The sequence below is a fragment of the Burkholderia sp. NFPP32 genome (genome assembly GCF_900119325.1).
GTDB classification, from domain to species: Bacteria; Pseudomonadota; Gammaproteobacteria; order Burkholderiales; family Burkholderiaceae; genus Burkholderia; species Burkholderia pyrrocinia_C.
Window position 1 is genome coordinate 674,526 of the sequence record NZ_FPJP01000001.1, and the last position, 26,259, is coordinate 700,784.

Genomic DNA, 26,259 nt, shown 5'->3' on the forward strand with positions numbered 1-26,259 from the left:
GGTGCGTCAGACCACGACCGTCTGCGCCTCGCCTTCGCGGGTCGCACGCACGGTGCCGATCTTCCACACCTGTTCGCCGGCGGCGCTCAGGTCGGCGATCGCTGCGTCGGCATCGGCCGCCGCGACGATCACGGCCATGCCGATCCCGCAGTTGAACACGCGGTGCATTTCCGCGTCGGCGACGCCGCCGTGCTCCTGCAGCCACTTGAACAGCGGCGGCAGCGGCCACGCGTTCTGGTCGAGCTCGGCGGTGAGGCCTTCGCGCAGCACGCGCGGAATGTTCTCGACGAGGCCGCCGCCCGTGATGTGCGCCATGCCCTTCACCGACAGCTTCTGCATCAGCGCGAGCAGCGGCTTCACGTAGATGCGGGTCGGCGCCATCAGCGCGTCGGCGAGCGGGCGGCCGTGGAAATCGGCCGACAGGTCGGGGTTCGCGCGCTCGATGATCTTGCGCACGAGCGAGAAGCCGTTCGAGTGGATGCCGCTCGATGCGAGGCCCAGCACCACGTCGCCTTCGGCGATCGTGCTGCCGTCGATGATCTTGCTCTTCTCGACCGCACCGACCGCGAAGCCGGCCAGGTCGTATTCGCCGTCCGGGTACATGCCCGGCATTTCGGCCGTTTCGCCGCCGATCAGCGCGCAGCCCGACAGTTCGCAGCCTTGCGCGATGCCCTTGACGACCGTTGCGGCCGTATCGACGTCGAGCTTGCCGCACGCGAAGTAGTCGAGGAAGAACAGCGGCTCGGCGCCCTGCACGAGGATGTCGTTCACGCTCATCGCGACCAGATCCTGGCCGACCGTGTCGTGTTTGTTCAGATGAAACGCCAGCTTGAGCTTGGTGCCCACGCCATCGGTGCCCGACACGAGCACGGGCTCGCGATACTTCTTCGGCACTTCGAACAGCGCGCCGAACCCGCCGATGCCGCCGAGCACGCCGTCGCGCAGGGTTTTCTTCGCAAAAGGCTTGATCTTGTCGATGAGCGCGTCGCCAGCGTCGATGTCGACGCCTGCGTCGCGATAGGACAGACCCTGAGCGTCGGGAGCGGATTTCGGAGGATTCATGGGGGAATGCGAGAAGGTCGGTAAAATGCGATTTTACCCGAAGCCGGCCCGTTGGCCGGAATTCCCAGCACCGAATCGTCAGGGATTGCATCTTGGTCGACACGTCCCCGTTTTCATCGCCCAGCGAGCCGCGCCGAAACCGGCGCGCCGCCGTGCGTGCGGTCGCGCGTGCAGCCCACGGAGCCGCGGTCCCCGGCGCGTGCCCGGCGTACGGCGCGCGTATTTTCAACCGACCCGCATTGTGACTGTGTCCCGTCAACTGACGCTCGATCTCGGCACGCCGCCGCCCGCCACGTTCGACAACTTCATCATGAGCGAGGAGAACGACGAGCTCGTCACGCGGCTGCAGAAGCTCGACCTCGCGCTCGCGGCGGGCCCCGTGCCGGACCGGTCGTTCTACATCTGGGGCGAGCCCGGCAGCGGCCGCAGCCACCTGCTGCAGGCGCTCGTGAGCGACGCGTCGTACGGCTATGCGCGCTACCTGACGCCGCAGAGCCCGCTCGGCGCGTTCACGTTCGACCCGCGCATCGGCATCTATGCGATCGACGACTGCGACCGGATGACCGACACGCAGCAGGTCGCGCTGTTCAACCTGTTCAACGAAGTCCGCGCGCATCCGTCGAGCGCGTTCGTCGCGGCGGGCCCCGCGGCGCCGCTCGCGCTCGATGTGCGCGAGGATCTGCGCACGCGCCTCGGCTGGGGGCTCGTGTTCCACCTGTCGCCGCCGTCCGACGCCGGCAAGATCGCCGTGCTCAAGCTCGCGGCAAAGGAGCGCGGGATCGCGCTCACCGACGACATCGCCGCCTACCTGCTGACCCATTTCCGCCGCGACATGCCGAGCCTGATGGCGCTGCTCGACGCGCTCGACCGCTTCTCGCTCGAGCAGAAACGCGCCGTCACGCTGCCGCTGCTGCGCCGCATGCTTGCGCGTCCCGGCGACGACATCACACCACCGGGCACGGGCCCGAACCGCTTCGAGTAAAATGCGCTTCCATGACTAATCTGGCACTCTTTGACCTCGATCACACGCTGATCCCGACCGATAGCGACCACGAATGGGGTCGCTTCATGGTGAAGCTCGGCATCGTCGACGCGGAAAGCTTCTCGCGTCAGAACGATCAGTTCTTCGCCGACTACAAGGCCGGCAAGCTCGACATCCATGCGTACCTCACGGCGATGCTCACGCCGCTCGCGAAATATTCGCGCGCGCAGCTCGCCGAATGGCACGAGCAGTACATGCACGAGGTGATCCGGCCCGCGATGACGCCCGCCGCGCTCGAACTCGTGCGCAAGCATCTCGATGCGGGCGACCTGTGCTGCGTCGTGACGGCGACCAACGAATTCATCACGCGCCCGATCGCGACCGCGTTCGGCGTCGATACGCTGATCGCGTGCGAAGTCGAAACGACCGACGGGCATCCCGATTCGCCGTACACGGGCCGGCCGACCGGCACGCCGAGCTATCGCGAAGGCAAGATCGTGCGTACCGAAGCATGGCTCGCCTCGCTCGGCAAGCACTGGGACGACTTCGCGCACAGCTACTTCTACAGCGACTCGCACAACGACATCCCGCTGCTCGAGAAAGTCACCGACCCGATCGCGACCAACCCTGACGACACGCTGCGTGCGCATGCAAGCACCCGCGGCTGGCGTATCCTCGATTTATTCTGAACGTCGTGATCAAAAAATTCATCCGCAAGCTGCTCGGCCAGGACGAAGCCCAGCAAACGCCCCCCGAAGCGGCTCCGGCCGACGAAGCGGCCCCTGCTGCCCCGCGCCCCGCGAAAAGCGCACGCGGCGGCGCGAAGAAACCGCGCAGCAACCATGAGCCGACCGTCGTGCCGGCCAGCGTGCACCAGATCGATCCGTCGCTGATCTCGAGGAATGCCGTGCGCGTGACCGATACGCTGCAGCAGGCAGGCTTTCGCGCGTTCATCGTCGGCGGCGCGGTTCGCGACCTGCTGCTCGGCATCGCGCCGAAGGACTTCGACGTCGCGACCGACGCGACGCCGACCGAGGTGCAGCGCCTGTTCCGCCGCGCGCGCCTGATTGGTCGCCGCTTCCAGATCGTCCACGTGCAGTTCGGCCAGGAACTGATCGAGGTATCGACGTTCCGCGCGCTGGTCGACGCGCCGCCCGAGGCTGCCCCGTCGGCCGAACCGCCGAGGCGCCTGAAGCGCGACGAACTCGATCGCCGCACGCACGCGGTCGACGCGAGCGGCCGCGTGCTGCGCGACAACGTGTGGGGTGAGCAGCACGAAGATGCCGCGCGCCGCGACTTCACGATCAACGCGATGTACTACGACCCGTCGACGCAGACGGTGCTCGACTACCACGACGGGATGGCCGACATGCGCGCCCGCCTGCTGCGGATGATCGGCGACCCGGCCACGCGTTTCCGCGAGGATCCGGTGCGGATGCTGCGCGTCGTGCGCTTCGCGGCGAAGCTCGGCTTCGAGATCGAGCCGCATACGCGTGAGCCGATCAACGCGCTGGCCGACCTGATCAACAACGTGCCGGCCGCGCGCCTGTTCGACGAAATGCTGAAGCTGCTGCTGTCGGGCCATGCGCTCGCGTGCCTGCAGCGGCTGCGCAAGGAAGGCCTGCACCACGGGCTGCTGCCGCTCCTCGACGTCGTGCTCGAACAGCCGCAGGGCGAGAAGTTCATCACGCTCGCGCTGAACAACACCGACGCGCGCGTGCGCGCCGGCAAGCCGGTATCGCCCGGCTTCCTGTTCGCGACGCTGCTGTGGCACGACATGCGCCAGCGCTTCGAGCAATACACGGCCGAAGGCGAGATCCCGGTGCCGGCGCTCCATCGCGCGATGGACGACGTGATCGACATGCAGACCGAGAAACTCGCGATCCACAAGCGCTATTCGGCCGACATGCGCGAGATCTGGGGCCTGCAGTTGCGCCTCGAGAAACGCTCGGGCCGCAGCGCGATGCGGCTGCTGGAACACCAAAGGTTTAGAGCGGGGTATGATTTCCTCCTGTTACGCTGCGAATCCGGCGAGCTCGATGCGGATGTCGGACAGTGGTGGACGGATTTCATCGAAGGCGACGCGGCCGCCCGCGAGGCATTGCTCACGCAGGGCGGCTCGAAGGAAAAATCGCCCCGCAAGCGGCGCCGCCGCGGCGGCGCGCGAAACCGCAAGCCGGGTGAAGGTGCCGCCGAGCAGGCACCGGACACCGCGGGCGGTTCCGACGACTGACGCACGCGCCGGCGAACGACGTAGGAAGTGATGCCATGACGGTTGCATATATCGGACTGGGGGCGAATCTCGGCGATGCGCGCCAGACCCTGAAGGACGCGGTGGTGTGCCTCGCACAGCAGCGCACCATCTCGATCCTCGGCAAATCGAGCCTGTATCGCACGGCGCCGTTCGAAGCGGGCGGCGACGACTACTACAACTGCGCCGTCAAGCTCGACACGACGCTGTCTGCCCGCGAGTTGCTCGCGCTCTGCCAGAAGATCGAACATCACTTCGGGCGCGAGCGCCCGTATCGCAACGCGCCGCGCACGCTCGACCTCGACATCCTGCTGTTCGGCGCCGACTCGATCGACGAACCCGACCTGATCGTCCCGCACCCGCGCCTCACCGACCGCGCATTCGCGCTCGTGCCGCTCGTCGAGATCGAGCCGGCACTCGACATTCCCGCGCGCGGCCGCGCCGATGCGTTCCTCGCCGCCGTCGCGGACCAGCGCGTCGAAAAGGTGCAGACCTGCCAGTGCCTGATGCAAAAGGCGCTCGCGGCCGGCGACGACACCGACAAGAACCGCTGCCGATGAACCCCACTCCGCTGACCGTCACCGCCCCCGACCTGCGCGCCCCGCACCGCTATCTCGTGATCGAAGGCCCGATCGGCGTCGGCAAGACGACGCTCGCTCGCCTGCTCGCCGAGCGCTGGTCGATGCAGACGCTGCTCGAACGCCCGCAGGACAATCCGTTCCTCGAACGCTTCTATCGCGACACCGCGCGCTACGCGCTGCCCGTGCAGCTGTCGTTCGCGCTGCAGCGCGCGCAGCAGGCGCGCGAACTGGTCGGCGCGCTGGAAACGGGCCGCCCCGTCGTCGCCGATTTCATGCCGCAGAAGAACGACATCTTCGCGCGGTTGAACCTGCCGGAAGACGAATGGCAGCTCTATCGATCGATCGCGACGCACGTGGACGTGCCGCAGGCGCCGTCGCCCGACCTCGTCGTCTATCTGCAGGCGAGCCCCGAAGTGCTGTTCTCGCGCATCCAGAAGCGCGGGCTGCCGATGGAACTGCAGATCAGCGACACGTACCTGCGCTCGCTCGTCGACGCGTACAACGAATTTTTCTACCACTACGACCGCACGCCGGTGCTGACGGTCGCCGCGGAACACCTGAACCCGCTGGATTCCCCCGAAGATCTTGCGCTGCTGATCGAGCGCATCGAGACGATGCGCGGCCGCAAGGAATTCTTCGTCAAGGGCGAGACGACGCGCTGACGCGTCCCGCCTGTCGTTCTTCACCCATCGAACCGAATTTCCCATGACCTATCTCCAGGAATCGAGCCGGCCTGCCGTGACGGTGCCCAAGCTGCAGGCAATGCGCGACGCCGGCGAGAAGATCGCGATGCTCACGTGCTACGACGCGAGCTTTGCCGCGCTGCTCGATCGCGCGGGCGCCGACGTGCTGCTGATCGGCGATTCGCTCGGCAACGTGCTGCAGGGCCATACGACCACGCTGCCCGTCACGCTCGACGACATCGCGTATCACACGGCCTGTGTCGCACGCGCACAGCCGCGCGCGCTGATCATGGCCGACCTGCCGTTCGGCACGTACGGCACGCCGTCCGAGGCGTTCGCGAGCGCCGTCAAGCTGATGCGCGCGGGCGCGCAAATGATCAAGCTCGAAGGCGGCGAATGGCTCGCCGATACGATCCGCTTCCTCGTCGAGCGCGCGGTGCCCGTGTGCGCGCACGTGGGCCTCACGCCGCAATCGGTGCACGCGTTCGGCGGCTTCAAGGTGCAGGGCAAGACCGAGGCTGGCGCCGCGCAACTGCTGCGCGACGCGCGCGCGGTCGAAGCGGCCGGCGCGCAGGTCGTCCTGCTCGAGGCCGTGCCGACCCTCGTCGGGGCCGAGGTCACGCACATGCTGCGCGTTCCGACGATCGGCATCGGCGCGGGCGCGGACTGCTCGGGGCAGGTGCTCGTGCTGCACGACATGCTCGGGATCTTCCCCGGCAAGCGGCCGCGCTTCGTGAAGGATTTCATGCAGGGTCAGCCGAACATCCAGGCGGCCGTCGAAGCGTACGTGCGCGCGGTGAAGGACGGTTCGTTCCCCGGTCCGGAACATTCGTTCTGACGTGTACGGCCGGCAGCGCGTTCGCCGGCACCCGGATGTGAAAAAGCGCGGCGCCCCGCAAAGGGCGCCGCGCTTTTTGTTTTGTTGGTACTGCTGAATCGGTGAAAAGCTTCGCGGCACCAGCGCGAGCGCCGTGCGCGATCCATCGCTTCGTTACTTCAATACCGCGTCGATCGCACCGCGCAGCGCGTTGGTCAGCAGCAGCGCCTGCGCGCGCGCAAGATCGTCGCAGGTCACGACGCGCTCCGTCGCACCGAACGCACGGTCATCGAGCAGCACGCCGCGCATCACGCCCGGCAGCACGCCGGACGCCAGCGGCGGCGTCACCCACTGGCCGTCGAGCTTCACGAACAGGTTCGAGCGCCCGCCTTCCGTCACCTCGCCGCGCTCGTTGACGAACAGCATGTCGAAACCGCCGAGCGCCTCCGCCGCCTGCCACGCGCGGTCGTATTCGGCACGGCGCGTCGTCTTGTGCAACAGCAGCGCATCGCTCGCGCGGGTCGGCGCGAAACCGTGCGCGGACGCCAGCAGCACGCCGACCGGCCCCGCCGGCAGCGGCTTGAGCGGTGCCGCGACGATCTCGACCGTGCCGTCCTTCGCGAGCGAAAGCTTCATCCGGTAAGGGCCGTCGCCGTCGAGCGCCGCGCAGCGCGCGTCGATCTCGCGGCGCAACGCATCGGCATCGAAGCGGAAGCCGAGCGCATCCGCGCTGCGCTGCAGCCGCGCGAGATGACGATCGAGATGCCGGATGCCGTCCGCACGCGTGGCGGCGGTCGTTTCGAACAACTGGAAGCCGGGATCGGCGTCCGTCAGGAATCGCGCTTTCAATTCGCACTCCGCATATTCGTCGGCCGCGACGCTGTCGAGCACGATGCCCGCGCCGACACCCATCATGCCGCGGCGCCGGCCGGCGGTTGCCGTTGCCTGATCACGTGCTTCTTCGGTATCGGTGGCGGCCGCACCCTCTCCAGCCGCACCTTCGCCGGCCGCGTCCAGCGTCAGCGTGCGGATCGCGACCGACAGACAGAAATCGCCGCAACCGGCCGCGCGATTGCCGCGCGCATCGGAACCGGCGCCTTCCTGCGGCGCATCGAGCCAGCCGATCCCGCCCGTATAGAGCCCGCGCGGCGTCGACTCGATCGCGTCGATCAACTGCATCGTCATGTGCTTCGGCGCACCCGTGATCGATCCGCACGGAAACAATGCGCGCAGCATCTGCGCGAACGTCGTGCCGTCGCGCCAGCCGGCCTCGACCGTCGACGTCATCTGCCACACCGACGCATACGGCTCGACGGAGAACAGCGCCGGCACGCGAACCGTACCGGTGCGCGCGATCCGCGACACGTCGTTGCGCAACAGGTCGACGATCATCACGTTTTCCGCGCGGTTCTTCGGATCGCTCGCGAGGAACGCGGCAGCTGCCGCATCTTCGCGGGGATCGGCCGAACGCGGCGCGGTGCCCTTCATCGGCCGTGCGCGCAGCACGTCGCCATGCTTCTCGACGAACAGTTCCGGCGAGCACGACACGACCCACGCGCCGTGAGGCAGCGCGATCAGCGCGCCATAACGCACGGGCTGGCGCGCGCGCAGCCGCCGGTACAGCGCGAGCGGCGTGCCGAATACGTCGAAATTCAGCCGGTACGTGTAGTTGATCTGATACGAATCGCCTGCGCGCAGCGCGTCGTGCACCGCGGCGATCGCCGCGTCGAACGCGTCGCGCGACACGCTCTTCGTCACATGCGCGACGCCCGCGATCGACGGCGAGCCGCTGCCGTCCTGCTGCGCGAGCCACGCGTCGACTTCGTCGCACGACAGGTGCTCGCAGCGCGCATATAGCAAAAAGCGCAGCGGGGCATCGCCCGGCTGCGCTCGTTGCAGGTTGCGTCCGAATTCGTAGTCGCCGACGACCACCGCATGCAGCCCGTCGCGCAGGTCCTGCGCAACCGCCGCGTCGATTTCGTCGAGCCGCGCCGGATCCGTGCACACGCGTTCGTGCACGAATCCCGAATACAAACGACTCGACCGCGCGGACGCGGTCGAGTCGCAATCGTCCAAGAGCGCGAACGACGCGCTCTCGTTGCCTTCAGTCATGCCATTACTCGAAGAAGCTCTTCACACGGTCGAACCAGCTCTTGCTCTGCGGGCTGTGACGCGCGCCGCCCTCGGCCAGCGACTTCTCGAACTGCTTGAGCAGATCGCGCTGGTGGTCGGTCAGCTTCACGGGCGTCTCGACCTGCACGTGCACGTACAGATCACCCGCGATGCTCGAACGCAGCCCCTTGATGCCCTTGCCGCGCAGGCGGAACGTCTTGCCCGACTGCGTGCCTTCCGGTACCGGGAACGACGCACGGCCGGCCAGCGTCGGCACCTCGATCTCGCCGCCAAGCGCGGCGGTCGTGAACGGGATCGGCATCTGGCAGTGGAGATCGTCGCCGTCGCGCTCGAACACCGCGTGCGGCTTGATGTGGATCTCGACGTACAGATCTCCCGGCGGCCCGCCGTTGATGCCCGGCTCGCCGTTGCCGGCCGAGCGGATCCGCATCCCGTCGTCGATCCCGGCCGGGATCTTCACTTCGAGCGTCTTGGTTTCCTTCACCTTGCCCGACCCGTGGCAGTGCACGCACGGCTCGGGGATATAAGTGCCGGTGCCATGGCACTTCGGGCAGGTCTGCTGGATGCTGAAGAAGCCCTGCGACATGCGCACCGTGCCCTGGCCGTGACAGGTCGGGCAGGTTTCCGGCTTCGTGCCGGGCTTCGCGCCCGACCCGTGGCAGACCTCGCACGACACCCAGCTCGGCACGCGGATCTGCGTGTCGTAGCCGTGCGCAGCCTGCTCGAGCGTGATTTCCATGCTGTAGCGCAGGTCGGCGCCGCGGTACACCTGCGGGCCGCCGCGGCCGCCGCGCGCGGCGCCGCCCGCGGCCTGGCCGAAAATATCGCCGAAGATGTCGCCGAATGCATCCGCGAAGCCGCCGAAGCCCTGTGCGCCCGCACCGCCCATGTTCGGATCGACGCCCGCGTGGCCGTACTGGTCGTACGCGGCCCGCTTCTGGCTGTCCGACAGCATTTCATAGGCTTCCTTCGCCTCCTTGAAATGCTCTTCCGCATCCTTGTTGTCCGGATTGCGGTCAGGGTGATGCTTCATCGCAAGCTTGCGATACGCCTTCTTGATTTCGTCGTCGCTCGCATTCTTCGCGACGCCCAGAACCTCGTAGTAATCCCGTTTCGCCATATCGATTCACTGTGCCGCCACGCATCGCGCACGCGGCGGCTCCTTTCGCCCGCAGTAAAGTCTCTCGACTCGTCTGGCGCTGCGCCCGTCCGCGGACGGCTCGCGCAGCACCCGCCAAAAAACAAATGTGCCCGGAGGGCCGCGAAGCCCGCCAGGCGTGGAGTCGATCCGGCCATCCGGAAGGAAAGACAGACCGCTTTTCAGCCGCTTGTCAGCCGCGCCGCGCGCGTTTGAGCGCGCGGCGTGCGGTGCCGTTGCAACCCGGCTTAGTCCTTCTTCACTTCCTTGAACTCGGCGTCGACGACGTCGTCGGCAGCCTGCTGCGCGCCACCCGCGTGGGCCGCGCCTTCCGCTGCACCCGCCGCGCCGGCGGCACCCGCCTGCTGGGCCTGCATGTCGGCGTACATCTTCTCGCCGAGCTTCTGCGAAACCTTGCCGAGCTCCTCGACCTTCGCGTCGATCGCCGCCTTGTCGGCCGACGTGTCCTTCAGCACTTCCTCGAGCGACTTCAGCGACGCTTCGATCGCTTCCTTCTCGCCCGCGTCCAGCTTGTCGCCGTACTCGGCGAGCGCCTTCTTCGTGCTGTGGACCAGCGCGTCGCCCTGGTTGCGCGAATCGGCCAGCTCGCGCAGCTTGTGGTCTTCCGCTGCGTTCGCTTCCGCGTCCTTGATCATCTGGTCGATTTCAGCCTCGGACAGACCCGAGTTGGCCTTGATCGTGATCTTGTTTTCCTTGCCGGTCGCCTTGTCCTTCGCGCCGACGTGCAGGATGCCGTTCGCGTCGATGTCGAAGGTCACTTCGATCTGCGGCACGCCGCGCGGTGCCGGCGGGATGCCTTCGAGGTTGAACTCGCCGAGCAGCTTGTTGCCTGCCGCCATTTCGCGTTCGCCCTGGAACACCTTGATCGTCACGGCGCCCTGGTTGTCGTCCGCCGTCGAATACACTTGCGCGTGCTTCGTCGGGATCGTCGTGTTCTTGCTGATCATCTTCGTCATCACGCCGCCGAGCGTCTCGATGCCGAGCGACAGCGGAGTCACGTCGAGCAGCAGCACGTCCTTGCGGTCGCCCGACAGGACCTGGCCCTGGATCGCCGCGCCAACCGCGACGGCTTCGTCCGGGTTCACGTCACGGCGCGGATCCTTGCCGAAGAACTCCTTCACCTTCTCCAGGACCTTCGGCATGCGGGTCTGGCCGCCGACCAGGATCACGTCATCGATATCCGACACCTTGACGCCCGCGTCCTTGATCGCGATGCGGCACGGCTCGATCGTGCGCTCGACCAGATCCTCGACCAGCGCTTCCAGCTTCGCGCGGGTGATCTTCAGGTTCAAGTGCTTCGGGCCCGACGCGTCCGCCGTGATGTACGGCAGGTTGATTTCGGTCTGCTGGCTCGACGACAGCTCGATCTTCGCCTTTTCGGCGGCTTCCTTCAGGCGTTGCAGCGCGAGCACGTCCTTCGACAGGTCGACGCCCTGCTCCTTCTTGAACTCGCCGATGATGTAATCGATGATGCGCTGGTCGAAGTCCTCGCCGCCGAGGAACGTGTCGCCGTTGGTCGACAGCACTTCGAACTGCATTTCGCCGTCGACGTCCGCGATCTCGATGATCGACACGTCGAACGTGCCGCCGCCGAGGTCATACACGGCGATCTTGCGGTCGCCCTTCTCGGCCTTGTCGAGACCGAACGCGAGCGCGGCTGCCGTCGGCTCGTTGATGATCCGCTTGACTTCGAGGCCCGCGATGCGGCCGGCATCCTTGGTCGCCTGGCGCTGGCTGTCGTTGAAGTAAGCCGGCACCGTGATCACGGCTTCCGTGACCGGCTCGCCGAGGTAGTCTTCGGCCGTCTTCTTCATCTTGCGCAGCACTTCCGCCGAAACCTGCGGCGGCGCGAGCTTTTCGCCATGTGCCTCGACCCATGCATCGCCGTTGTCGGCCTTGATGATGGTGTACGGCATCAGGCCGATGTCCTTCTGGACTTCCTTCTCTTCGAAGCGGCGGCCGATCAGGCGCTTCACCGCGAACAGCGTGTTCTTCGGGTTGGTCACCGACTGACGCTTGGCCGGCGCGCCGACGAGCACTTCGTTGTCGTCCATGTATGCGATGATCGACGGCGTGGTGCGCGTGCCTTCCGAGTTCTCGATGACCTTGACCTGGTTGCCTTCCATGATGGCGACGCACGAGTTCGTGGTGCCGAGGTCAATACCGATGATCTTTCCCATTTTCCTAATCTCCAGAAATGCCTGTTTGCTGCGCGAAACCCTGCCTTTTTTGGCGGTTTCGCGCGCCAGAATTCAACTCTGTTTCCGAAATGCGTCCGTCCGGTCCGTTTTCAAGACCCGACAAGCGATGCGGATATTAAATTTTTTCAATCGCCGCCGGCTACCGGATCGCCGGCCGCCGGATCGCCGGCCGCCGCGATCTTCGCGCGCGCCGCCGAAACGGCCGCCTGGAACTGCGCGAGGCCATGCCAGCCCGTCGCGCGGCCGAGGCGCTTGCCGCGGTGGAAGAAGAACCACGTCGGCACGCCGTGCAGCCCGAAGCGGCGCCCGAGCTGATGGTGTTCGTAAACGTTGCAATGGAACCACTTCAGGTCCAGCGCACGAATTGCATCGGGCTGGGCAAGCATCGCCTTCTTCGCGATCTCGCAGTTGAAGCAGTCGACGCCCCAGAAGAACACCACCGCCAGCGCGTCGCCCGCGCCTTCGATCCCCGCGTCGAACGTGTCCGCGGCCAGCGCCTGCATGTCGAACGCGTCGAACGCGGCCGGATCGACGCCGGCGGGAACCATCGCTGCAGCCTTACTTCGGCTGCGCGACGGTGACGAGCGCCGGACGCAGCACGCGGTCGGCGATCGTATAGCCCTTTTGCAGCACCGTGACGACGGTGTTCGGCTCCTGCTCGGCCGGCACCATCGAAATCGCCTGGTGCTGGTGCGGATCGAACTTCTCGCCGACCGGGTTGATCGCGACGACGCGGCCCTTCTCGAGCGCGCTCGTCAGCTGGCGCAGCGTCAGTTCGACGCCTTCGCGCACCTTCGCGATGTCGCCGGACGTGTCGCTGACGGCCGCTTCCAGGCTGTCCAGCACCGGCAGCAGGTGTTCCGCGAAGCTCTCGATCGCGAACTTGTGCGCCTTCGAGACGTCGTCCTGCGCGCGGCGGCGCACGTTCTCGGTCTCGGCCTTCGCCCGCAGGAAGCTCTCCTGCAGCTCGGCGACCTTGGCTTGAGCCTCCGCGAGCGCCGCGTCGGCTGCTTCGGCGGCGGGAGCGGCGCCTTGCGCCGCCTGCTTCTCGCTGCCGATGTCTTCGGCCGATTGGGTAGACGGGTTCTCTTGCGTGTTTTCCATGTCGCTGAAAGTCGATTAGAGGTTGAAGCCAAATCGGCAACCGCCGGATCGTATACCCGGCGGCACCGCACATCGTTGGTGCAAATAAGGGCGAAAACCGCGATTTCAAGACGGTTATTCGCCGGCATTCTCCAATACCGCGAAACAACCGCTCGCTCCGCCGGTGCAGGCCTCGCATAGTCCGCCAGATCGGGCGAAACGGCCTGTAACAACGCTTACGTGGCAAGTACTAGCTTGGCACAGGCCCGCTGCACTACACTCCACTCAAGCGTCGGAAAAGCGTGTTTACCCTAGCTGACCGTCGCCTTACATCCACCTGGCGCCGTGTTTACCCTTCTTTCGAGGGGGAGTACCGTGAAACTGACCTTTGCGATATCGTTGGTCGCGCTGGTACTCATTGCCGGCACCACCACCATCTGCCTGTCGGGAGCCGTTACCGACCGCACGACCGAATACGGAAGCGCGCGGGCGACCTTCGACCAGATGTTCAGCTCCCACCAGAAAATCTGTCGATGATGCGCCGGTCGCGCTTCGTCGGCCGGCCGTGCAGTTGGGCCGCCGGCTCGCGATACGTGCGGCGCCGCTCCAGTTCGGCGAGCCGCGCGGCCCGCCCCGCCTCCGTTTCCTCGTAAAGCGTCTGTGCGACGCTCGCCGGTCCGCGCACGTCGCACACGCCCAGCACGGCAATGTGCCAGACGATGCCGTCGATCGCAATCTCGACCTCGTCGCCGACGCGCACCTCCTTCGCCGGCTTGACTGCCGCGCCGCCGATCTTCACGTGCCCCTTGTCGACTGCATCGGTCGCGAGCGAGCGCGTCTTGAAGAACCGGGCCGCCCACAGCCATTTGTCGATGCGCAGCTTCGCGCCCGGTTCCGTGGAAATCTTGTAGTTCATGTCAGCCTCCGCCGGGCCGCCCCAAGGAGGCCGACCGCCTCCCCAGGGCGCAGCGAATGAAGTGAGCGTGCGATTCGTTCCATGTCAGCTCACCGTTTCGGGCTGCGCGGCCCTGACGGGCCAGCCCTGCAGGTTCTCGGCGACGATCTCGCCGATCGCGCCGAGCCACGCGGGCGCGCCGTTCAGGCATGGAATGCGGTGGAACGCCTTGCCGCCGCCGGCGAGGAATTCGTCGCGCACTTCCATGCCGATCTCCTCGATCGTCTCCAGGCAATCGGCCGTGAAGCCGGGGCAGAACACGTCGGCCCGCCGCACGCCGGCCTCGCCGAACCCGCGCAGCGTCGGCGCCGTGTAAGGCTGCAGCCATTCGGCCTTGCCGAAGCGCGACTGGAAGGTGACGCGGCATTCGGTCGTCGACAGCCCGAGCGCGGCCATCAGCAGCGCGCCCGTCTGCTGGCACTGGTCGTGATAGGGGTCGCCGAGGTCGAGCGTGCGCTTCGGCACGCCGTGAAAGCTCAGCACGAGCTTGTCGCCGGCCGCGAAGTCGGGCCGGCCGTGCTGCGCCCAGTACTGGCGCACCTGCTCGGCGAGCGCGTGGATATAGGCCGGGTGGTCGGCGTAGTGCCGCACCGTGCGCACCTCCGGCTGGTTGCGCATGCGCGCGAGCGCGTCGAATGCGGCATCGAATGCGGTGGCCGTGGTCGACGCCGAGTATTGCGGATACATCGGCATCAGCAGCACGCGCTCGACGCCCGAGCGCTTGAACTGCGCGAGCGCGTGCGCAATGTTCGGGCTGCCGTAGCGCATCGCGTAATCGACCAGCACGTGATAGCCGTTCGACACGAGCAGGTGCCGCACGCCGTCGGTCTGGCGCTCGGTGTGCACGCGCAGCGGCGAGCCCTCGGGCATCCACACGGCCGCGTATTTCTTCGCGGACGCGCGGCCGCGCAGCGGCAGGATCAGCGTGCGCAGCAGCACCTGCCAGACGGCCTGCGGGATTTCGACGACCCGCGGATCCGACAGGAATTCGGCCAGATAGCGCCGCACCGCGCGCGGCGTGGGAGCGTCGGGCGTGCCGAGATTGATCAGCAGCACGCCGATACGATGGGCGGCCGCGGTGCTCGAAGGCGGCTCAAGATCGAAACGCATGGGCAAGAACGTGCTCGGGGCACGGGACCGGACGGCTCTCAATTATAGCGGGCCGCCCCGTGCCGTTCGGCCGACTGTCGGCGCAGGCGGCGCCGCGGCACGATGACGGGGCGGGATCGGGCTGGCGATTGCCGGCTACTGCTGACTCAGCGTGAGCGACAGCAGGCGCGCGGTGATGTCGACGATCGGTATCACGCGGTTGTACGCCATGCGGGTCGGGCCGATCACGCCGAGCGTGCCGACGATCTGCCCGTTCACCTCGTAAGGCGCGGTGACGACGCTCATTTCCTCGATCGGCACGAGCGTCGATTCGCCGCCGATGAAGATCTGCACGCCCTGGGCGTGGCTCGACACGTCGAGCAGTTGCAGGAGGCCCGTCTTTTGGTCGAACACGTCGAACAGCTTGCGCAGCCGCGCCATGTCGGAGGAAAGATCCGCCACCTCGAGCAGGTTGCGCTCGCCGGAAATCAGCACGGTGTCCTCGGTGTCGGGTACCTCGGTGCTGGCCGTCACGGCCGCGTGCATCAGCGTGGTCATGTCGCCGCGCAACTGGTCGATCTCGTCGCGCAGGCGGCGGCGCACCTCGTCGAACGACAGGCCGGCGAAATGTGCGTTGATGTAGTTGGACGCCTCGGTCAGCTGCGACGGCGAATAGTCGCGCGGCGTCGCGAGCATCCGGTTCTGCACGTCGCCCTCGGGCGTGACGATGATCAGCAGGATGCGCTTGTCCGACAGGCGCATGAACTCGATCTGCTTGAATACGTGGCTACGGCGCGGCGTCAGCACGACGCCCGCGAACTGCGACAGGTTCGACAGCACGCTCGCGGCGGCGGCCACCACCCGCTGCTGCGGCTCGCCGGCCTGCAGCGTGTTCTGCACCTGCCGCGCGACGGCCTCGGCATCGATCGGCGCCTCGACCGTCAGCATCGTGTCGACGAACAGCCGGTAGCCGCGCGGCGTCGGCACGCGGCCGGCCGACGTGTGCGGGCTCGACACGAGGCCGAGTTCCTCCAGGTCGGACATCACGTTGCGGATCGTCGCCGGGCTCAGCTCGAGCCCGGAATAACGGGACAACGTGCGCGATCCGACTGGCTGACCGTCGGCGATATACCGTTCGATCAGGGTTTTCAGGAGGGTTCGTGCGCGAGGATCTAGCATAGTGGAAAATTTTAGCGCAACCACGCGACCGCGGCGAGTGGCGTCGACCACCGTTGCGCGGGCCGGCCCGATCCGGCCCCGTCCGCGCACATCCGGTTCTTTTCGTCAACGAGCTATGGTGTAATGCCGGCATGAAAACCGGTAATCAGTTCAACACCGTCGCGCTCGTCGGCCGGAGCAACACGCCCGGCATCGCCGAGCCGCTCGCCACCCTGGCTGCCAGCCTGGCGAAGCTGGGCTTCGAGGTCGTCTTCGAAGGCGATACCGCGCGCGAGTTCGGCATCGCCGGCTATCCGGCGCTCACCCCGGCCGAAATCGGGGCGCGTGCGGACGTGGCGGTCGTGCTGGGCGGCGACGGCACGATGCTCGGCATCGGACGCCAGCTCGCGCCGTACCGGACACCGCTGATCGGGATCAACCACGGGCGGCTCGGCTTCATCACGGACATCGCGGCGGCCGACATGCACGCGCTCGTCCCCGTGATGCTGGCGGGCAAGTTCGAGCGCGAGGAGCGCTCGCTGCTCGAGGCCAGGATCGTGCGCGACGGCGAACCGATCTACCACGCGCTCGCGTTCAACGACGTCGTCGTGAACCGCAGCGGCTTCTCCGGGATGGTCGAGCTGCGCGCGTCGGTCGACGGCCGGTACATGTACAACCAGCGTTCGGACGGCCTGATCGTCGCCACGCCGACGGGCTCGACCGCGTACGCGCTGTCGTCGGCCGGCCCGATCCTCCATCCGCAGCTTCAGGGCATCGTGCTCGTGCCGATCGCGCCGCACGCGCTGTCGAACCGGCCGATCGTGCTGCCCGACGATTCGAAGATCGCGATCCAGATCGTCGGCGGGCGCGACGTCAACGTGAACTTCGACATGCAGTCGTTCACCTCGCTCGAACTGAACGACACGATCGAGGTGCGCCGCTCGAAGCACACGGTGCCGTTCCTGCACCCGATCGGCTACAGCTACTACGCGACGCTGCGCAAGAAGCTGCACTGGAACGAACACGCGTCGAACGAAGACGACGACACGGCGTCCTGACGCCCCACCGCCCGACACCATGCTCCGCCACCTCTCGATCCGCGACTTCGTCATCGTGGCCGCGCTCGATCTCGAATTCGACAGCGGCTTTTCCGTCTTTTCCGGCGAAACCGGCGCCGGGAAATCGATCCTGATCGACGCCCTCGCCCTCGCGCTCGGCGAACGTGCCGACGCGAGCGTCGTACGCACCGGCTGCGGCCGCGCCGACATCACGGCCGAATTCACGCCGCACGATCGTGTCGCGCGCTGGCTCGACGAACACGCGTTCGATGCCGAGGACACCGTGATGCTGCGCCGCGTGATCGACGCGAACGGCCGGTCGCGCGCGTTCATCAACGGCACCAGCGCGACGCTCGCGCAACTGCGCGAACTCGGCGAGATGCTCGTCGACATCCACGGCCAGCACGCGCACCAGCTGCTGATGCGGCCCGATGCGCAGCGCGAGCTGTTCGACACGCACGCGGGGCTCGTCGCCGATGCCGCGAACGTCGCGCGCGCGTGGCGCGTCTGGCGCGACGCGACGCAGGCGATCGACGCCGCGAAGGCGCACGAGCGCGAGCTGCAGCTCGAACGCGAAAAGCTCGCGTGGCAGCTCGCGGAGCTCGACAAGCTCGCGCCGCAAGCCGGCGAATGGGACGAAGTCAGCAACGAGCACAAGCGCCTGTCGCATTCGGCGAACCTGATCGAAGGCGTGCGCGGCGCGCTCAACGCGCTGTCCGAGTCCGACGACGCGATGCTCGCGCAGCTCGGCGCGATCGTGTCGAAGCTGCGCAGCCTCGCCGACTACGACACCGCGCTCGGCGACGCGCTCGCGTCGCTCGAACCGGCCGAAATCCAGCTGCAGGAAGCCGTCTATTCGCTGTCGCACTATGCGCAGCGCGTCGATCTCGATCCCGAGCGGCTTGCGCAGGTCGAAACGCGTCTCGATGCGCTGCACTCGACCGCCCGCAAGTTCCGGCTGCCGCCCGACACGCTGCACGAAGAACATGCGGCTCGCCGCGCGCAGCTCGCCGCGCTCGACGCGGCCGCCGATCTCGGCGCGCTCGAGGCGGTGCAGGCCAAGGCGCGGGAAGCCTATCTCGCCGACGCGAAACACCTGTCGAAGGCGCGCGCGCAGGCCGCCAAGGCACTGGGCACGGCCGTCACGGCCGGCATGCAGGAACTGTCGATGGCGGGCGGAAGTTTCGAAGTCGCGCTCGTGCCGCTCGCCGACGGCGGCCCGCACGGGCTCGAGCAGGTCGAGTTCCGGGTCGCCGGGCACGCCGGCGTGCCGCTGCGGCCGCTCGCGAAGGTCGCGTCGGGCGGCGAGCTCGCGCGGATCAGCCTCGCGCTCGCCGTGATCGCGAGCGCGGCGAGCCCGACGCCGACGCTGATCTTCGACGAAGTCGATACGGGGATCGGCGGCGGCGTCGCCGAAGTGGTCGGCCGCCTGCTGCACCAGCTCGGGCGCGATCGCCAGGTGCTGTGCGTGACGCACCTGCCGCAGGTTGCCGCGCGCGGCGACCACCACTTCCAGGTCGCGAAGGGCGCCGACAACCGCGGCGGCACGGTATCGACGGTCGTCGCGCTCGACCGCGCCAACCGGATCGAGGAAGTCGCGCGGATGCTCGGCGGGCTCGAGATCACGGCGACGACGCGCAAGCACGCGAAGGAAATGCTGGCGGCCTGACGCGGCCGTCGGGCTGTCCCGCTGTCCCGTCCACGCCGAACGGGCTCGCACCGTTCGGCTTTCACGGCAAAACGCCTGCGGACGAAGCGCCCGCAACCCGCCCCGCCTTCGTTCAAACGCCCGTTTCGACCGCCCCGAACACCCGCGTCCACAGCGCCGTCACGGCCGCCCGCTCGTCGGCCACCACGGCCGGATCGACGCGCGCCTTCTCCATCCCGTCGAGTCGCAGCTTGTGCTGCAGCTTCCGGTACTTGCGGTAGGCCGCGCCGACGCGTTCGGCCTCGTCCTCGCCCATCAGCCCGAAGCGCGCGACCTCGCGCAGCAGCGCGATGTTGCCGGTGTTGCGGATCAGCTCGGCGTCGCTCGACGCGTGCAGCAGCACCCAGTACTGGACGATGAACTCGATGTCGACCATCCCGCCGCGATCGTGCTTCAGGTCGAACAACTCGGTCTGGTTCGGGTGGCCGGCAAACACCTTGCCGCGCATGTCGACGATCTCCTTCGCGAGCACGCCGCCGTCGCGCGGCGTCGTCAGCACCTGCTGGCGGATCGCCTCGAAGTCCGCGCCGATCTGCGCGTCGCCCGCGCTGTAGCGAGCGCGCGTCAGCGCCTGGTGCTCCCATACCCACGCGGTATTCGCGGCGTCGCCCTCGCGCAGCTGGTAGCGGCGGAACGCGTCGAGATCAGTGACGAGCAGCCCGGCCTCGCCGTTCGGCCGCAGCCGCAGGTCGATGTCGAACAGCGCACCCGCGCCGGTCGCCGTCGTGAGCCACGTGATGAGCCGCCGCGTGAAGGTCGTGTAGACGTCCGCCGAGCGCTCGTCGGGGTCGTCGTACAGGAAGATCAGGTCGAGATCCGATGCGTAGCCGAGCTCCTTGCCGCCCAGCTTGCCGTACGCGATCACCGCGAATTTCGGCACGTCGCGATGGCGCTTCGCGAGCTGCGACCAGACGACTTCGATCGTCACGTCGAGCACCGCGTCGGCCAGCTCGGACAGCCGGTCGCTCACATGCTCGACCGACAGCTGCCCGGCAAGATCGATCAGCAGGATCCGGAACACCTCCGCATGCTGCGCGTGCCGCAGCAGGTCCATCTGTTGCTCGGGGCCGTCGGCCGCCGCGAGGCGCGCGCGCAGCGCGTCCTTGAACGAGGGCCAGTCGAACGGGCTCGCGATCGCCTCGTCGTCGAGCAGTTCGTCGAGCAGTTGCGGGTGGCGGATCAGGTAACCGCCGCCCCAGCGCGTCGCGCCGAGCACCGACAGCACGCGGTCGAGCGCGGCCGGATATTCGGTCAGCAGCGCGAGATAGACGCCGCGCCGGCTGACCGTCTCGAGCAGGTCGAACAGGCGCACGATCGTGTCGTCGCGGCGCGCGGCGTCGATCCGCGGCGCCGCCTCCAGCGCGCGTTGGGCGACGCGGTCGAAGCGGTGCCGGCTCTTTTCCGGCAGGCCCGTGTAGCGCGACGATTGCCAGACCGCGCGCAGCCGCGCGAGCACCGCCGCCGGATCGGCGAAGCCGAGGCCGTCGAGGCGGGCCGCGAGCGCGTCGTCCTCGCCGTCGTCGGCGAGCGCGCCGCTCCAGATCCACGCGGCGGCCGTCTCTTCGCCTGCGCCGCAGGGCGCGCCGTTCACCTTGTCGGCGAAGATCTGGTCGAACTGCGCCTCGACGAAGTTCCGGTACTCGTCCAGCACCGTCATCAGCGCCGCGTAGTCGGCAAAGCCGAGCGACGCGGCCAATGCCGCGCGTTCGTCGGGCTCGACCGGCATCGCGTGCGTCTGCGCGTCGTTGCGGTACTGCAGCCGGTGCTCGAGCGTGCGCAGGAAGTTGTAAGCGTCGGTCAGGCGTGCGCACACGTCCTCGCCGATCAGCCCGCGCGCCTGCGCATGGCGCAGCACCGCGAGCGTCGGCCGCACGCGGAACTCCGCATCCTGGCCGCCGCGGATCAGCTGGAACACCTGCGCGCTGAACTCGATCTCGCGAATCCCGCCGCGGCCGAGCTTGATGTCGTCGGCCTTGTCGGGGCGCATCGACGCACGGCGCGCGGCTTCCTGCCGAATCTGCTGGTGCAGCGAACGGATCGCGCCGATCACGCCGAAATCGAGATAGCGGCGGTACACGAACGGCTTGACGATCGACTCGAGCTGCGACTCCAGCCGCCGCGCCGCATCGCTGTCCCCTTCCGACACGAGCCGCCCCTTGATCCACGCATAGCGCTCCCACTCGCGCCCCTGCACGTAGAAATATTCCTCGAGCATCCCGATGCTGCACACGAGCGGCCCCGAATCGCCGTTCGGGCGCAGCCGCATGTCGACGCGAAAAACGTAGCCGTCGGCGGTGACCTCGGACAGCACGCCGATCAGGCGCCGGCCGAGCCGCGTGAAGTATTCCTGCGTGGACAGCGGCGCGCGCGCGCCGCCGGTCGTCTCGCCGTCGTCCTCGTACACGAAGATCAGGTCGATGTCCGACGACACGTTCAGCTCGCGGCCGCCGAGCTTGCCCATCCCGACCACGCCGAGCACGACGCGCTGGCCGTCGGCGCCGCGCGGCTCGCCGTACTGCGCCTCGAGTTCGGCCGACAGCAGCGCCAGCGAGCGCTGCACGGCCACTTCGGCGAGATCGGTCATCGCGCCCGTCACCTCGGCGACGTCCGCCAGCCCGCGCAGGTCGCGCTCCGCGACCGCGCCGAACGCCTCGGCGCGCAGTTGCCGCAGCGCGCGCTTCAGTTGCTCCTCGGACGGCGCGGCCGCGCCGTCCGGCATCGCGAGCAGTTCGGTGAGGCGCGCATCGAGCTGCGCGCGGGCGAGCGGCGCGGCGGCCCACGCGGCCACCTGCTCGGCCAGCGCGGGCCGCGCGGCGGCCGCGCGCGCGATATAACGGGAATAGGACGTGCTGATCAGGGCGGAAGCGTCGGTCATCGAGAAGCGGGCCTGGCGGTAAGGCCGGCCGGCGCGGGCATACGCGTGTGCACCCCGCTGCCGGCCGGCCCCATGGACTCGGCGCGGCATCGCGGGACGCGCGTGCGTCCGCCGCGAAACCGCGCGCCGGAAAGCCCGTGCCGTGCTGCCGCAACGGCCGCCGGCACGAACCCATGTGATACATTTCAACGTCAATCTGCAAAACTACCATATCGCCGCCCGTCCGCCGCATGTCCGACCGTCAGGAATCCGCCGTAGCTGCGCCCGAAGCGGGACCTCCGAAGCACGATCATCCGGTCCTGCGTCGCGTGTTCAAGGTGACGCTGGCAGTCGGGATCGGCACTTACTTCGTTGCGGCCGGCGCGTTCCTGGGGCTGCGCTACGTGCTGCTGCCCCGCATCGACGAATTCCGCCCGCGCATCGAGCGCGTCGTGTCCGACAAGCTCCACACGCAGCTTTCGATCGGCAAGCTTTCCCCGAACTGGTCCGGCATGCAGCCGGGCGTCGAACTCACGAACCTGACGATCCGCGGCCGCGACGGCAAGGTCGCGCTGTCGGTGCCGCACGCGACGGCCGCGCTGTCGTGGATGTCGCTGCTGCGGCTGTCGCCCGCGCTGTCGAGCCTGATCGTCGACCAGCCCGACCTCGTCGTCGCGCGCGCGGCCGACGGCTCGCTGAGCGTCGCGGGCGTCGGCGTGGCGACCACCCACGGCGGCAGCGACACGTTCGGCACGTGGCTGCTGAGGCAGGAAGCAATCGTGCTGCGCGGCGGCACGCTGCGCTGGCGCGACGCGCAGCACGACGCGCCGGAGCTCGTGCTGTCGGGCATCCGGATCGCGGTGCTCAACGACGGTCGCGTACACAAGGCCGCGCTGCAGGCGCCCGCGAACGGCACGCTGCTGCTCGGCCCGCTCGATTTCCGCGCGCGCTTCACGCACAAGGCACTCGCGCCGGTCGGCAAGCCGTCGAACTGGACCGGCGACGCTTACTTGTCGACAGGCCCCGTCGACCTGCAGACGCTCGCCCGCTACCTCGACATACCGCTCATGATCCACGCGGGCCGGATCGACAACGCGATCTGGGCGACCTTCAGCGACGGCCACCTGCGCTCGGCGGGCGGCGACCTGCAGGGTGCCGACGTCGCGCTGCGCGTGCGTCCGACGCAGCCGCGGCTCGACGTGCCGACGGTCGGCTTCGGCTGGGACATGGTGCTCGATGCCGGTCACGACTACACGCTGCACCTGACGCGCTTCAACGCGGAACTCGGCCAGCCGCCGCTGCCGGACGGCACGCCGCTCGCCCGCTCGCTCGCGCTGTCGACGCTGACGGCCCGCTACCGCGTGCCGACGGCCAGCCAGGGGCAACTGATCAGCGTCGTCGGCGACCGCGTCGATCTCGGCATCCTCAGCGAGTTCATCCGCGGGCTGCCGCTGCCGGCGCACCTGCGCAACGAACTGATCAAGATCGACCCGCGCGGGATGGTGTCGAACTATCACATCGAGGTCGAGCGCGCGAAACCCGCGCGGGCCGAGCTCGCCGACGAGGAGCGGCGCACCGGCGCCGCGCCGATCGTCCGCTACCGCTTCCTCGGCGACCTGCAAGGCATCAGCTTCGCCGCGCAGGAGCCGCCGCCGGGCCTGTCGCCGCGCGGCCACCCGCGTGCCGGCTGGCCGGGCGTCGAGAACCTGTGGGGCCGCGTCGATGCGAACGAGACGGGCGGCGCCGCGCACTTCGACACGGTCAACGCGGCCGTCACGGTGCCCGGCGAGTTCGACGAGCCGCGCCTGACGTTCGACCGGCTGCGCGGCAACGCCAAATGGGTGATCACGCCCGCGCCCGGCGACAAGCACGCGCGCGTCGACGTGACGCTGCCCGACCTGCTCGTCTCGAACCCCGATGCAGAAATCGCGGTGTCGGGCTCGTACACGAACCCCGGCCACGGCCGAGGCTCGCTCGACCTGCGCGCCGATTTCGCGCGCGCGTCGGTGGCGCGCATTCCGCGCTACCTGCCGACCGGGATGTCCGAGCACCTGCGCAACTATCTCGGCCACGCGCTGCAGGACGGCAAGGTGACCAAGGGCGCGTCGATCGTCGCCCGCGGCCCGCTCGAGAAATTCCCGTTCGAACACGAGCCGGACGCCGGCGTGTTCCACATCGTCGCGCCGTTCACCGGCGGCCGCTTCGAGCCGACGCCGTATCCGCCGCGCAAGCTCGCGAACGGCACGCCGAGCGTCTGGCCGGCGCTCGACGGGATCGACGGCGTGTTCGAGCTCGCGCAGAACAAGCTGCGCTTCGACATCGACCGCGCGCACTACAAGCGCGTCGCGCTGACGAAGGTCGCGGGCCGCATCGACGATCTCGGCCGCCCGGCCGATTCGCCGCTCGTGATCGAAGGCCATGCGAACGGCCCGCTCGCCGACCTGCTCGACTACGCGGACAACAGCTCGCTCGGCGCGATGAGCGGCCATGTGGCGCAGCGGCTCGACGCGCAGGGCCCCGCGGCGCTGTCGCTCAAGCTGACGATTCCGCAGCGCATCGCACACAAGCACACGGCCATCGAAGGCGCGCTCGCGTTCGGCGGCAACACGCTGTCGGCCGACGGCGTGCCGCCGCTGTCTGCGCTGCGCGGCCAGGTCCGCTTCACCGATGCCGGCGCGTCGCTGCACGACCTGTCGGGCCGATTCCTCGGCGGTCCGGTACATGCGAACGGCAACTTCCGGTCGCACGGCCCGTACGCGGTGGACGTCGACGGCCGGCTCGCGCTCGACGCCGCGCGCGGGCTGAACCTGCACGGCGCGGCCGCGGCGCTGCTCGAACATGTGATCGGCGACGCGCCGTACAAGGTCGCCGTGCGCGGCGTGCCGGGCCGCCTGCCCGACGTCGCCGCGCGCTCCGACCTGACCGGCGTCGCGCTGGACTTCCCGGCGCCGTTCGCAAAAGCGGCCGGCACGCCGATGCCGTTCAGCTTCACGCTGCAGCCGGCGCCGCAGGCGGACGGCAGGCGCCTCGAACACGCCGACCTGACGCTCGGCCCCGTGTCCGCGACCTACCTGCTCGACGCGACGCGCGGCCAGCCGCTGCGCGCGGTGCGCGGCGCGATGGGCATCCACCGGATGCCCGACATGCCGCAGGACGGCGTGAGCGCGGCCGTCGACGTCGACGAACTCGATGCCGACGCGTGGCTCGCGCTCGCCCGCACGCTGAAGCCCGACACGCCGCGCGCGCCGGAGCCGCAGGCCGCGCCGCGCGTCGATCTCGCGAGCTTCGCGCCGAAGCGCTTCGCGTTCCACTTCGGCACGCTGAAGCTGCTCAAGCGCAACTGGGAAAACGTGATCGTCGGTGCATCGCACGTCGACGAGCTATGGCAGGCGAACATCGCGTCGAACCAGGTATCGGGCTACCTGTCGTGGGCGCCGGGCGGCGGCCACAACGGCGCGGGCGTACTGAACGCACGGCTCGCGAAACTCGTGATTCCGGACAGCGCGCAGCACGACCTCGTCGGCCGCGCGATGAACCTGCCGACGCCGACCGACCGCCCGATACCGTCGATCGACCTGATCGTCGACCAGGTCGTCGCGCGCGCCCACGACATCGGCCGCCTCGTCGTCAACGCGCGCAACATCGACGAAGACGGCACGCCCGTGTGGCAGCTCGACAAGCTGGAACTGTCGAATCCGGCCGCGAAGCTGACGGCGACCGGCAACTGGCGCACGTCGCGCCGCGCGCTCGCCGGCGGCGCCGACGAAAACGATGCGCCGCGCCGCACCGTGTTCGACTTCAAGCTCGACATCGACAACGCGGGCGCGCTGCTCGACCGCGTCGGCCTGCCGCGCACGCTCGCGGACGGACACGGCACGATAACGGGCAAGGTCGGCTGGCGCGGCGGCCCGACCGCGGTCGACTTCCCGTCGCTCGGCGGCCAGGTCGCGCTCGACCTCGAGCACGGGCAGATCCTGAAGGTCGATCCGGGTGCGGCGAAGCTGCTCGGCGTGCTGAGCCTGCAGAGCCTCGCGCGCTTCCTGACGCTGAATTTCCGCGACGTGGTCGGCAAGGGGCTGCCGTTCGACAAGATCACGGGCACCGGGCGGATCTCGAACGGCATCGCGCGCACCGACGACTTCTCGATGACGACGGGGCCCGCGAACGTGACGGTGCGCGGCGCGGTCGACCTCGGCGCCGAAACGCAGGATCTGCACGCGCACGTCGCACCGAAGATCGGCGCCGGCACGGCGGCGATCGCGGCCGCGATCGTCAATCCGCTGCTCGGCGTCGGCGTGCTGGCCGCGAACTACGCGCTGTCGGAGACGCTGTCGCGCGCGTTCGCGCTCGACTACGCGATCACGGGCTCGTGGGCGCACCCGCACATCGAGCGGGTGCGGGGCGATCAGGGTAAGATGAATCACGGTCCGGCCGATGCAACGAACCACTGAGTTCCGCGCGCTGTCGGGCCGCACCCCATTTATG

20 protein-coding genes are annotated in these 26,259 nt (G+C 68.4%); 10 read left to right on the forward strand and 10 right to left on the reverse strand.

What is annotated here, in order from left to right; all coding sequences use genetic code 11:
* Nucleotides 1-6: 6 nt before the first annotated feature.
* Nucleotides 7-1,062, reverse strand: a complete 1,056-nt coding sequence (purM, locus tag BT264_RS03215) for a phosphoribosylformylglycinamidine cyclo-ligase (RefSeq protein WP_072436261.1) — start codon at nucleotides 1,060-1,062, stop codon at nucleotides 7-9.
* A gap of 241 nt (nucleotides 1,063-1,303) precedes the next feature.
* On the opposite strand from purM, the gene hda reads away from it, so the two are divergent.
* From hda to panB, 6 genes are read left to right on the forward strand one after another with little or no spacing between them, the layout of a single operon-like run.
* Nucleotides 1,304-2,044, forward strand: coding sequence for a DnaA regulatory inactivator Hda (gene hda, locus BT264_RS03220; RefSeq protein ID WP_279388899.1), 741 nt, complete (start codon nucleotides 1,304-1,306; stop codon nucleotides 2,042-2,044).
* Between the two features lie 11 nt (nucleotides 2,045-2,055).
* Complete coding sequence (locus BT264_RS03225; RefSeq protein ID WP_034182802.1) at nucleotides 2,056-2,733, forward strand: histidinol-phosphatase; 678 nt, start codon at nucleotides 2,056-2,058, stop codon at nucleotides 2,731-2,733.
* Between the two features lie 5 nt (nucleotides 2,734-2,738).
* The gene (gene pcnB / locus BT264_RS03230) at nucleotides 2,739-4,277 is read left to right on the forward strand and encodes a polynucleotide adenylyltransferase PcnB (RefSeq protein WP_072436263.1); all 1,539 of its coding nucleotides are present in this window, start codon (nucleotides 2,739-2,741) and stop codon (nucleotides 4,275-4,277) included.
* Nucleotides 4,278-4,312: 35 nt separating this feature from the next.
* Nucleotides 4,313-4,855 (forward strand): 2-amino-4-hydroxy-6-hydroxymethyldihydropteridine diphosphokinase, encoded by a 543-nt coding sequence (gene folK / locus BT264_RS03235; RefSeq protein WP_034182800.1) that lies wholly within the window; start codon nucleotides 4,313-4,315, stop codon nucleotides 4,853-4,855.
* A complete protein-coding gene (locus BT264_RS03240; protein ID WP_072436264.1) occupies nucleotides 4,852-5,538 on the forward strand; it encodes a deoxynucleoside kinase in 687 nt (228 codons plus the stop codon). The genes folK and BT264_RS03240 overlap by 4 nt, the downstream gene beginning before the upstream one ends.
* 43 nt (nucleotides 5,539-5,581) lie before the next feature.
* Nucleotides 5,582-6,397: a 3-methyl-2-oxobutanoate hydroxymethyltransferase gene (gene panB / locus BT264_RS03245; RefSeq protein ID WP_072436265.1), complete on the forward strand. Its 816-nt coding sequence runs from the start codon at nucleotides 5,582-5,584 to the stop codon at nucleotides 6,395-6,397.
* 153 nt (nucleotides 6,398-6,550) lie between these two features.
* On the opposite strand, the gene BT264_RS03250 is transcribed toward panB, so the two are convergent.
* From BT264_RS03250 to grpE, 5 genes are all read right to left on the reverse strand, one after another.
* Nucleotides 6,551-8,488, reverse strand: a complete 1,938-nt coding sequence (locus tag BT264_RS03250) for a chorismate-binding protein (RefSeq protein WP_072436266.1) — start codon at nucleotides 8,486-8,488, stop codon at nucleotides 6,551-6,553.
* Between the two features lie 4 nt (nucleotides 8,489-8,492).
* Nucleotides 8,493-9,629: a molecular chaperone DnaJ gene (dnaJ, locus tag BT264_RS03255; RefSeq protein ID WP_072436267.1), complete on the reverse strand. Its 1,137-nt coding sequence runs from the start codon at nucleotides 9,627-9,629 to the stop codon at nucleotides 8,493-8,495.
* A 266-nt stretch (nucleotides 9,630-9,895) separates the two neighbouring features.
* Complete coding sequence (gene dnaK, locus BT264_RS03260) at nucleotides 9,896-11,848, reverse strand: molecular chaperone DnaK (protein ID WP_072436268.1); 1,953 nt, start codon at nucleotides 11,846-11,848, stop codon at nucleotides 9,896-9,898.
* Between the two features lie 146 nt (nucleotides 11,849-11,994).
* A complete protein-coding gene (locus BT264_RS03265; protein ID WP_072436269.1) occupies nucleotides 11,995-12,417 on the reverse strand; it encodes a thioredoxin family protein in 423 nt (140 codons plus the stop codon).
* 10 nt (nucleotides 12,418-12,427) lie between these two features.
* Nucleotides 12,428-12,973 carry a nucleotide exchange factor GrpE gene (grpE, locus tag BT264_RS03270; protein ID WP_034182793.1) on the reverse strand — a complete coding sequence of 182 codons (546 nt, stop codon included), beginning with the start codon at nucleotides 12,971-12,973 and terminating at the stop codon, nucleotides 12,428-12,430.
* Between the two features lie 354 nt (nucleotides 12,974-13,327).
* On the opposite strand from grpE, the gene BT264_RS39065 reads away from it, so the two are divergent.
* Nucleotides 13,328-13,489, forward strand: a complete 162-nt coding sequence (locus tag BT264_RS39065; protein WP_175962470.1) for a hypothetical protein — start codon at nucleotides 13,328-13,330, stop codon at nucleotides 13,487-13,489.
* Here the strand turns inward: BT264_RS39065 and BT264_RS03280 are convergent.
* The 3 genes from BT264_RS03280 to hrcA form a co-directional block, all read right to left on the reverse strand.
* On the reverse strand, nucleotides 13,461-13,868 hold the full coding sequence (locus BT264_RS03280) for an RNA-binding S4 domain-containing protein (protein ID WP_072436270.1): 408 nt from the start codon (nucleotides 13,866-13,868) through the stop codon (nucleotides 13,461-13,463). The two genes, BT264_RS39065 and BT264_RS03280, sit on opposite strands and share 29 nt — an antisense overlap.
* A gap of 84 nt (nucleotides 13,869-13,952) precedes the next feature.
* Nucleotides 13,953-15,017: a ferrochelatase gene (hemH, locus tag BT264_RS03285; RefSeq protein ID WP_072436436.1), complete on the reverse strand. Its 1,065-nt coding sequence runs from the start codon at nucleotides 15,015-15,017 to the stop codon at nucleotides 13,953-13,955.
* 135 nt (nucleotides 15,018-15,152) lie between these two features.
* Entirely contained in the window at nucleotides 15,153-16,175 is a 1,023-nt protein-coding gene (gene hrcA / locus BT264_RS03290) for a heat-inducible transcriptional repressor HrcA (protein WP_011544637.1), read from the reverse strand.
* A gap of 131 nt (nucleotides 16,176-16,306) precedes the next feature.
* On the opposite strand from hrcA, the gene BT264_RS03295 reads away from it, so the two are divergent.
* The gene (locus tag BT264_RS03295) at nucleotides 16,307-17,212 is read left to right on the forward strand and encodes an NAD kinase (RefSeq protein ID WP_072436271.1); all 906 of its coding nucleotides are present in this window, start codon (nucleotides 16,307-16,309) and stop codon (nucleotides 17,210-17,212) included.
* Nucleotides 17,213-17,231: 19 nt separating this feature from the next.
* Nucleotides 17,232-18,881, forward strand: a complete 1,650-nt coding sequence (gene recN, locus BT264_RS03300) for a DNA repair protein RecN (protein ID WP_072436272.1) — start codon at nucleotides 17,232-17,234, stop codon at nucleotides 18,879-18,881.
* Nucleotides 18,882-18,993: 112 nt separating this feature from the next.
* On the opposite strand, the gene glnE is transcribed toward recN, so the two are convergent.
* Nucleotides 18,994-21,795 carry a bifunctional [glutamate--ammonia ligase]-adenylyl-L-tyrosine phosphorylase/[glutamate--ammonia-ligase] adenylyltransferase gene (gene glnE / locus BT264_RS03305; RefSeq protein ID WP_072436273.1) on the reverse strand — a complete coding sequence of 934 codons (2,802 nt, stop codon included), beginning with the start codon at nucleotides 21,793-21,795 and terminating at the stop codon, nucleotides 18,994-18,996.
* Between the two features lie 230 nt (nucleotides 21,796-22,025).
* Between glnE and BT264_RS03310 the strand changes: the two genes are divergently transcribed.
* Nucleotides 22,026-26,225 carry a YhdP family phospholipid transporter gene (locus tag BT264_RS03310; RefSeq protein ID WP_072436274.1) on the forward strand — a complete coding sequence of 1,400 codons (4,200 nt, stop codon included), beginning with the start codon at nucleotides 22,026-22,028 and terminating at the stop codon, nucleotides 26,223-26,225.
* Nucleotides 26,226-26,259 lie beyond the last annotated feature (34 nt).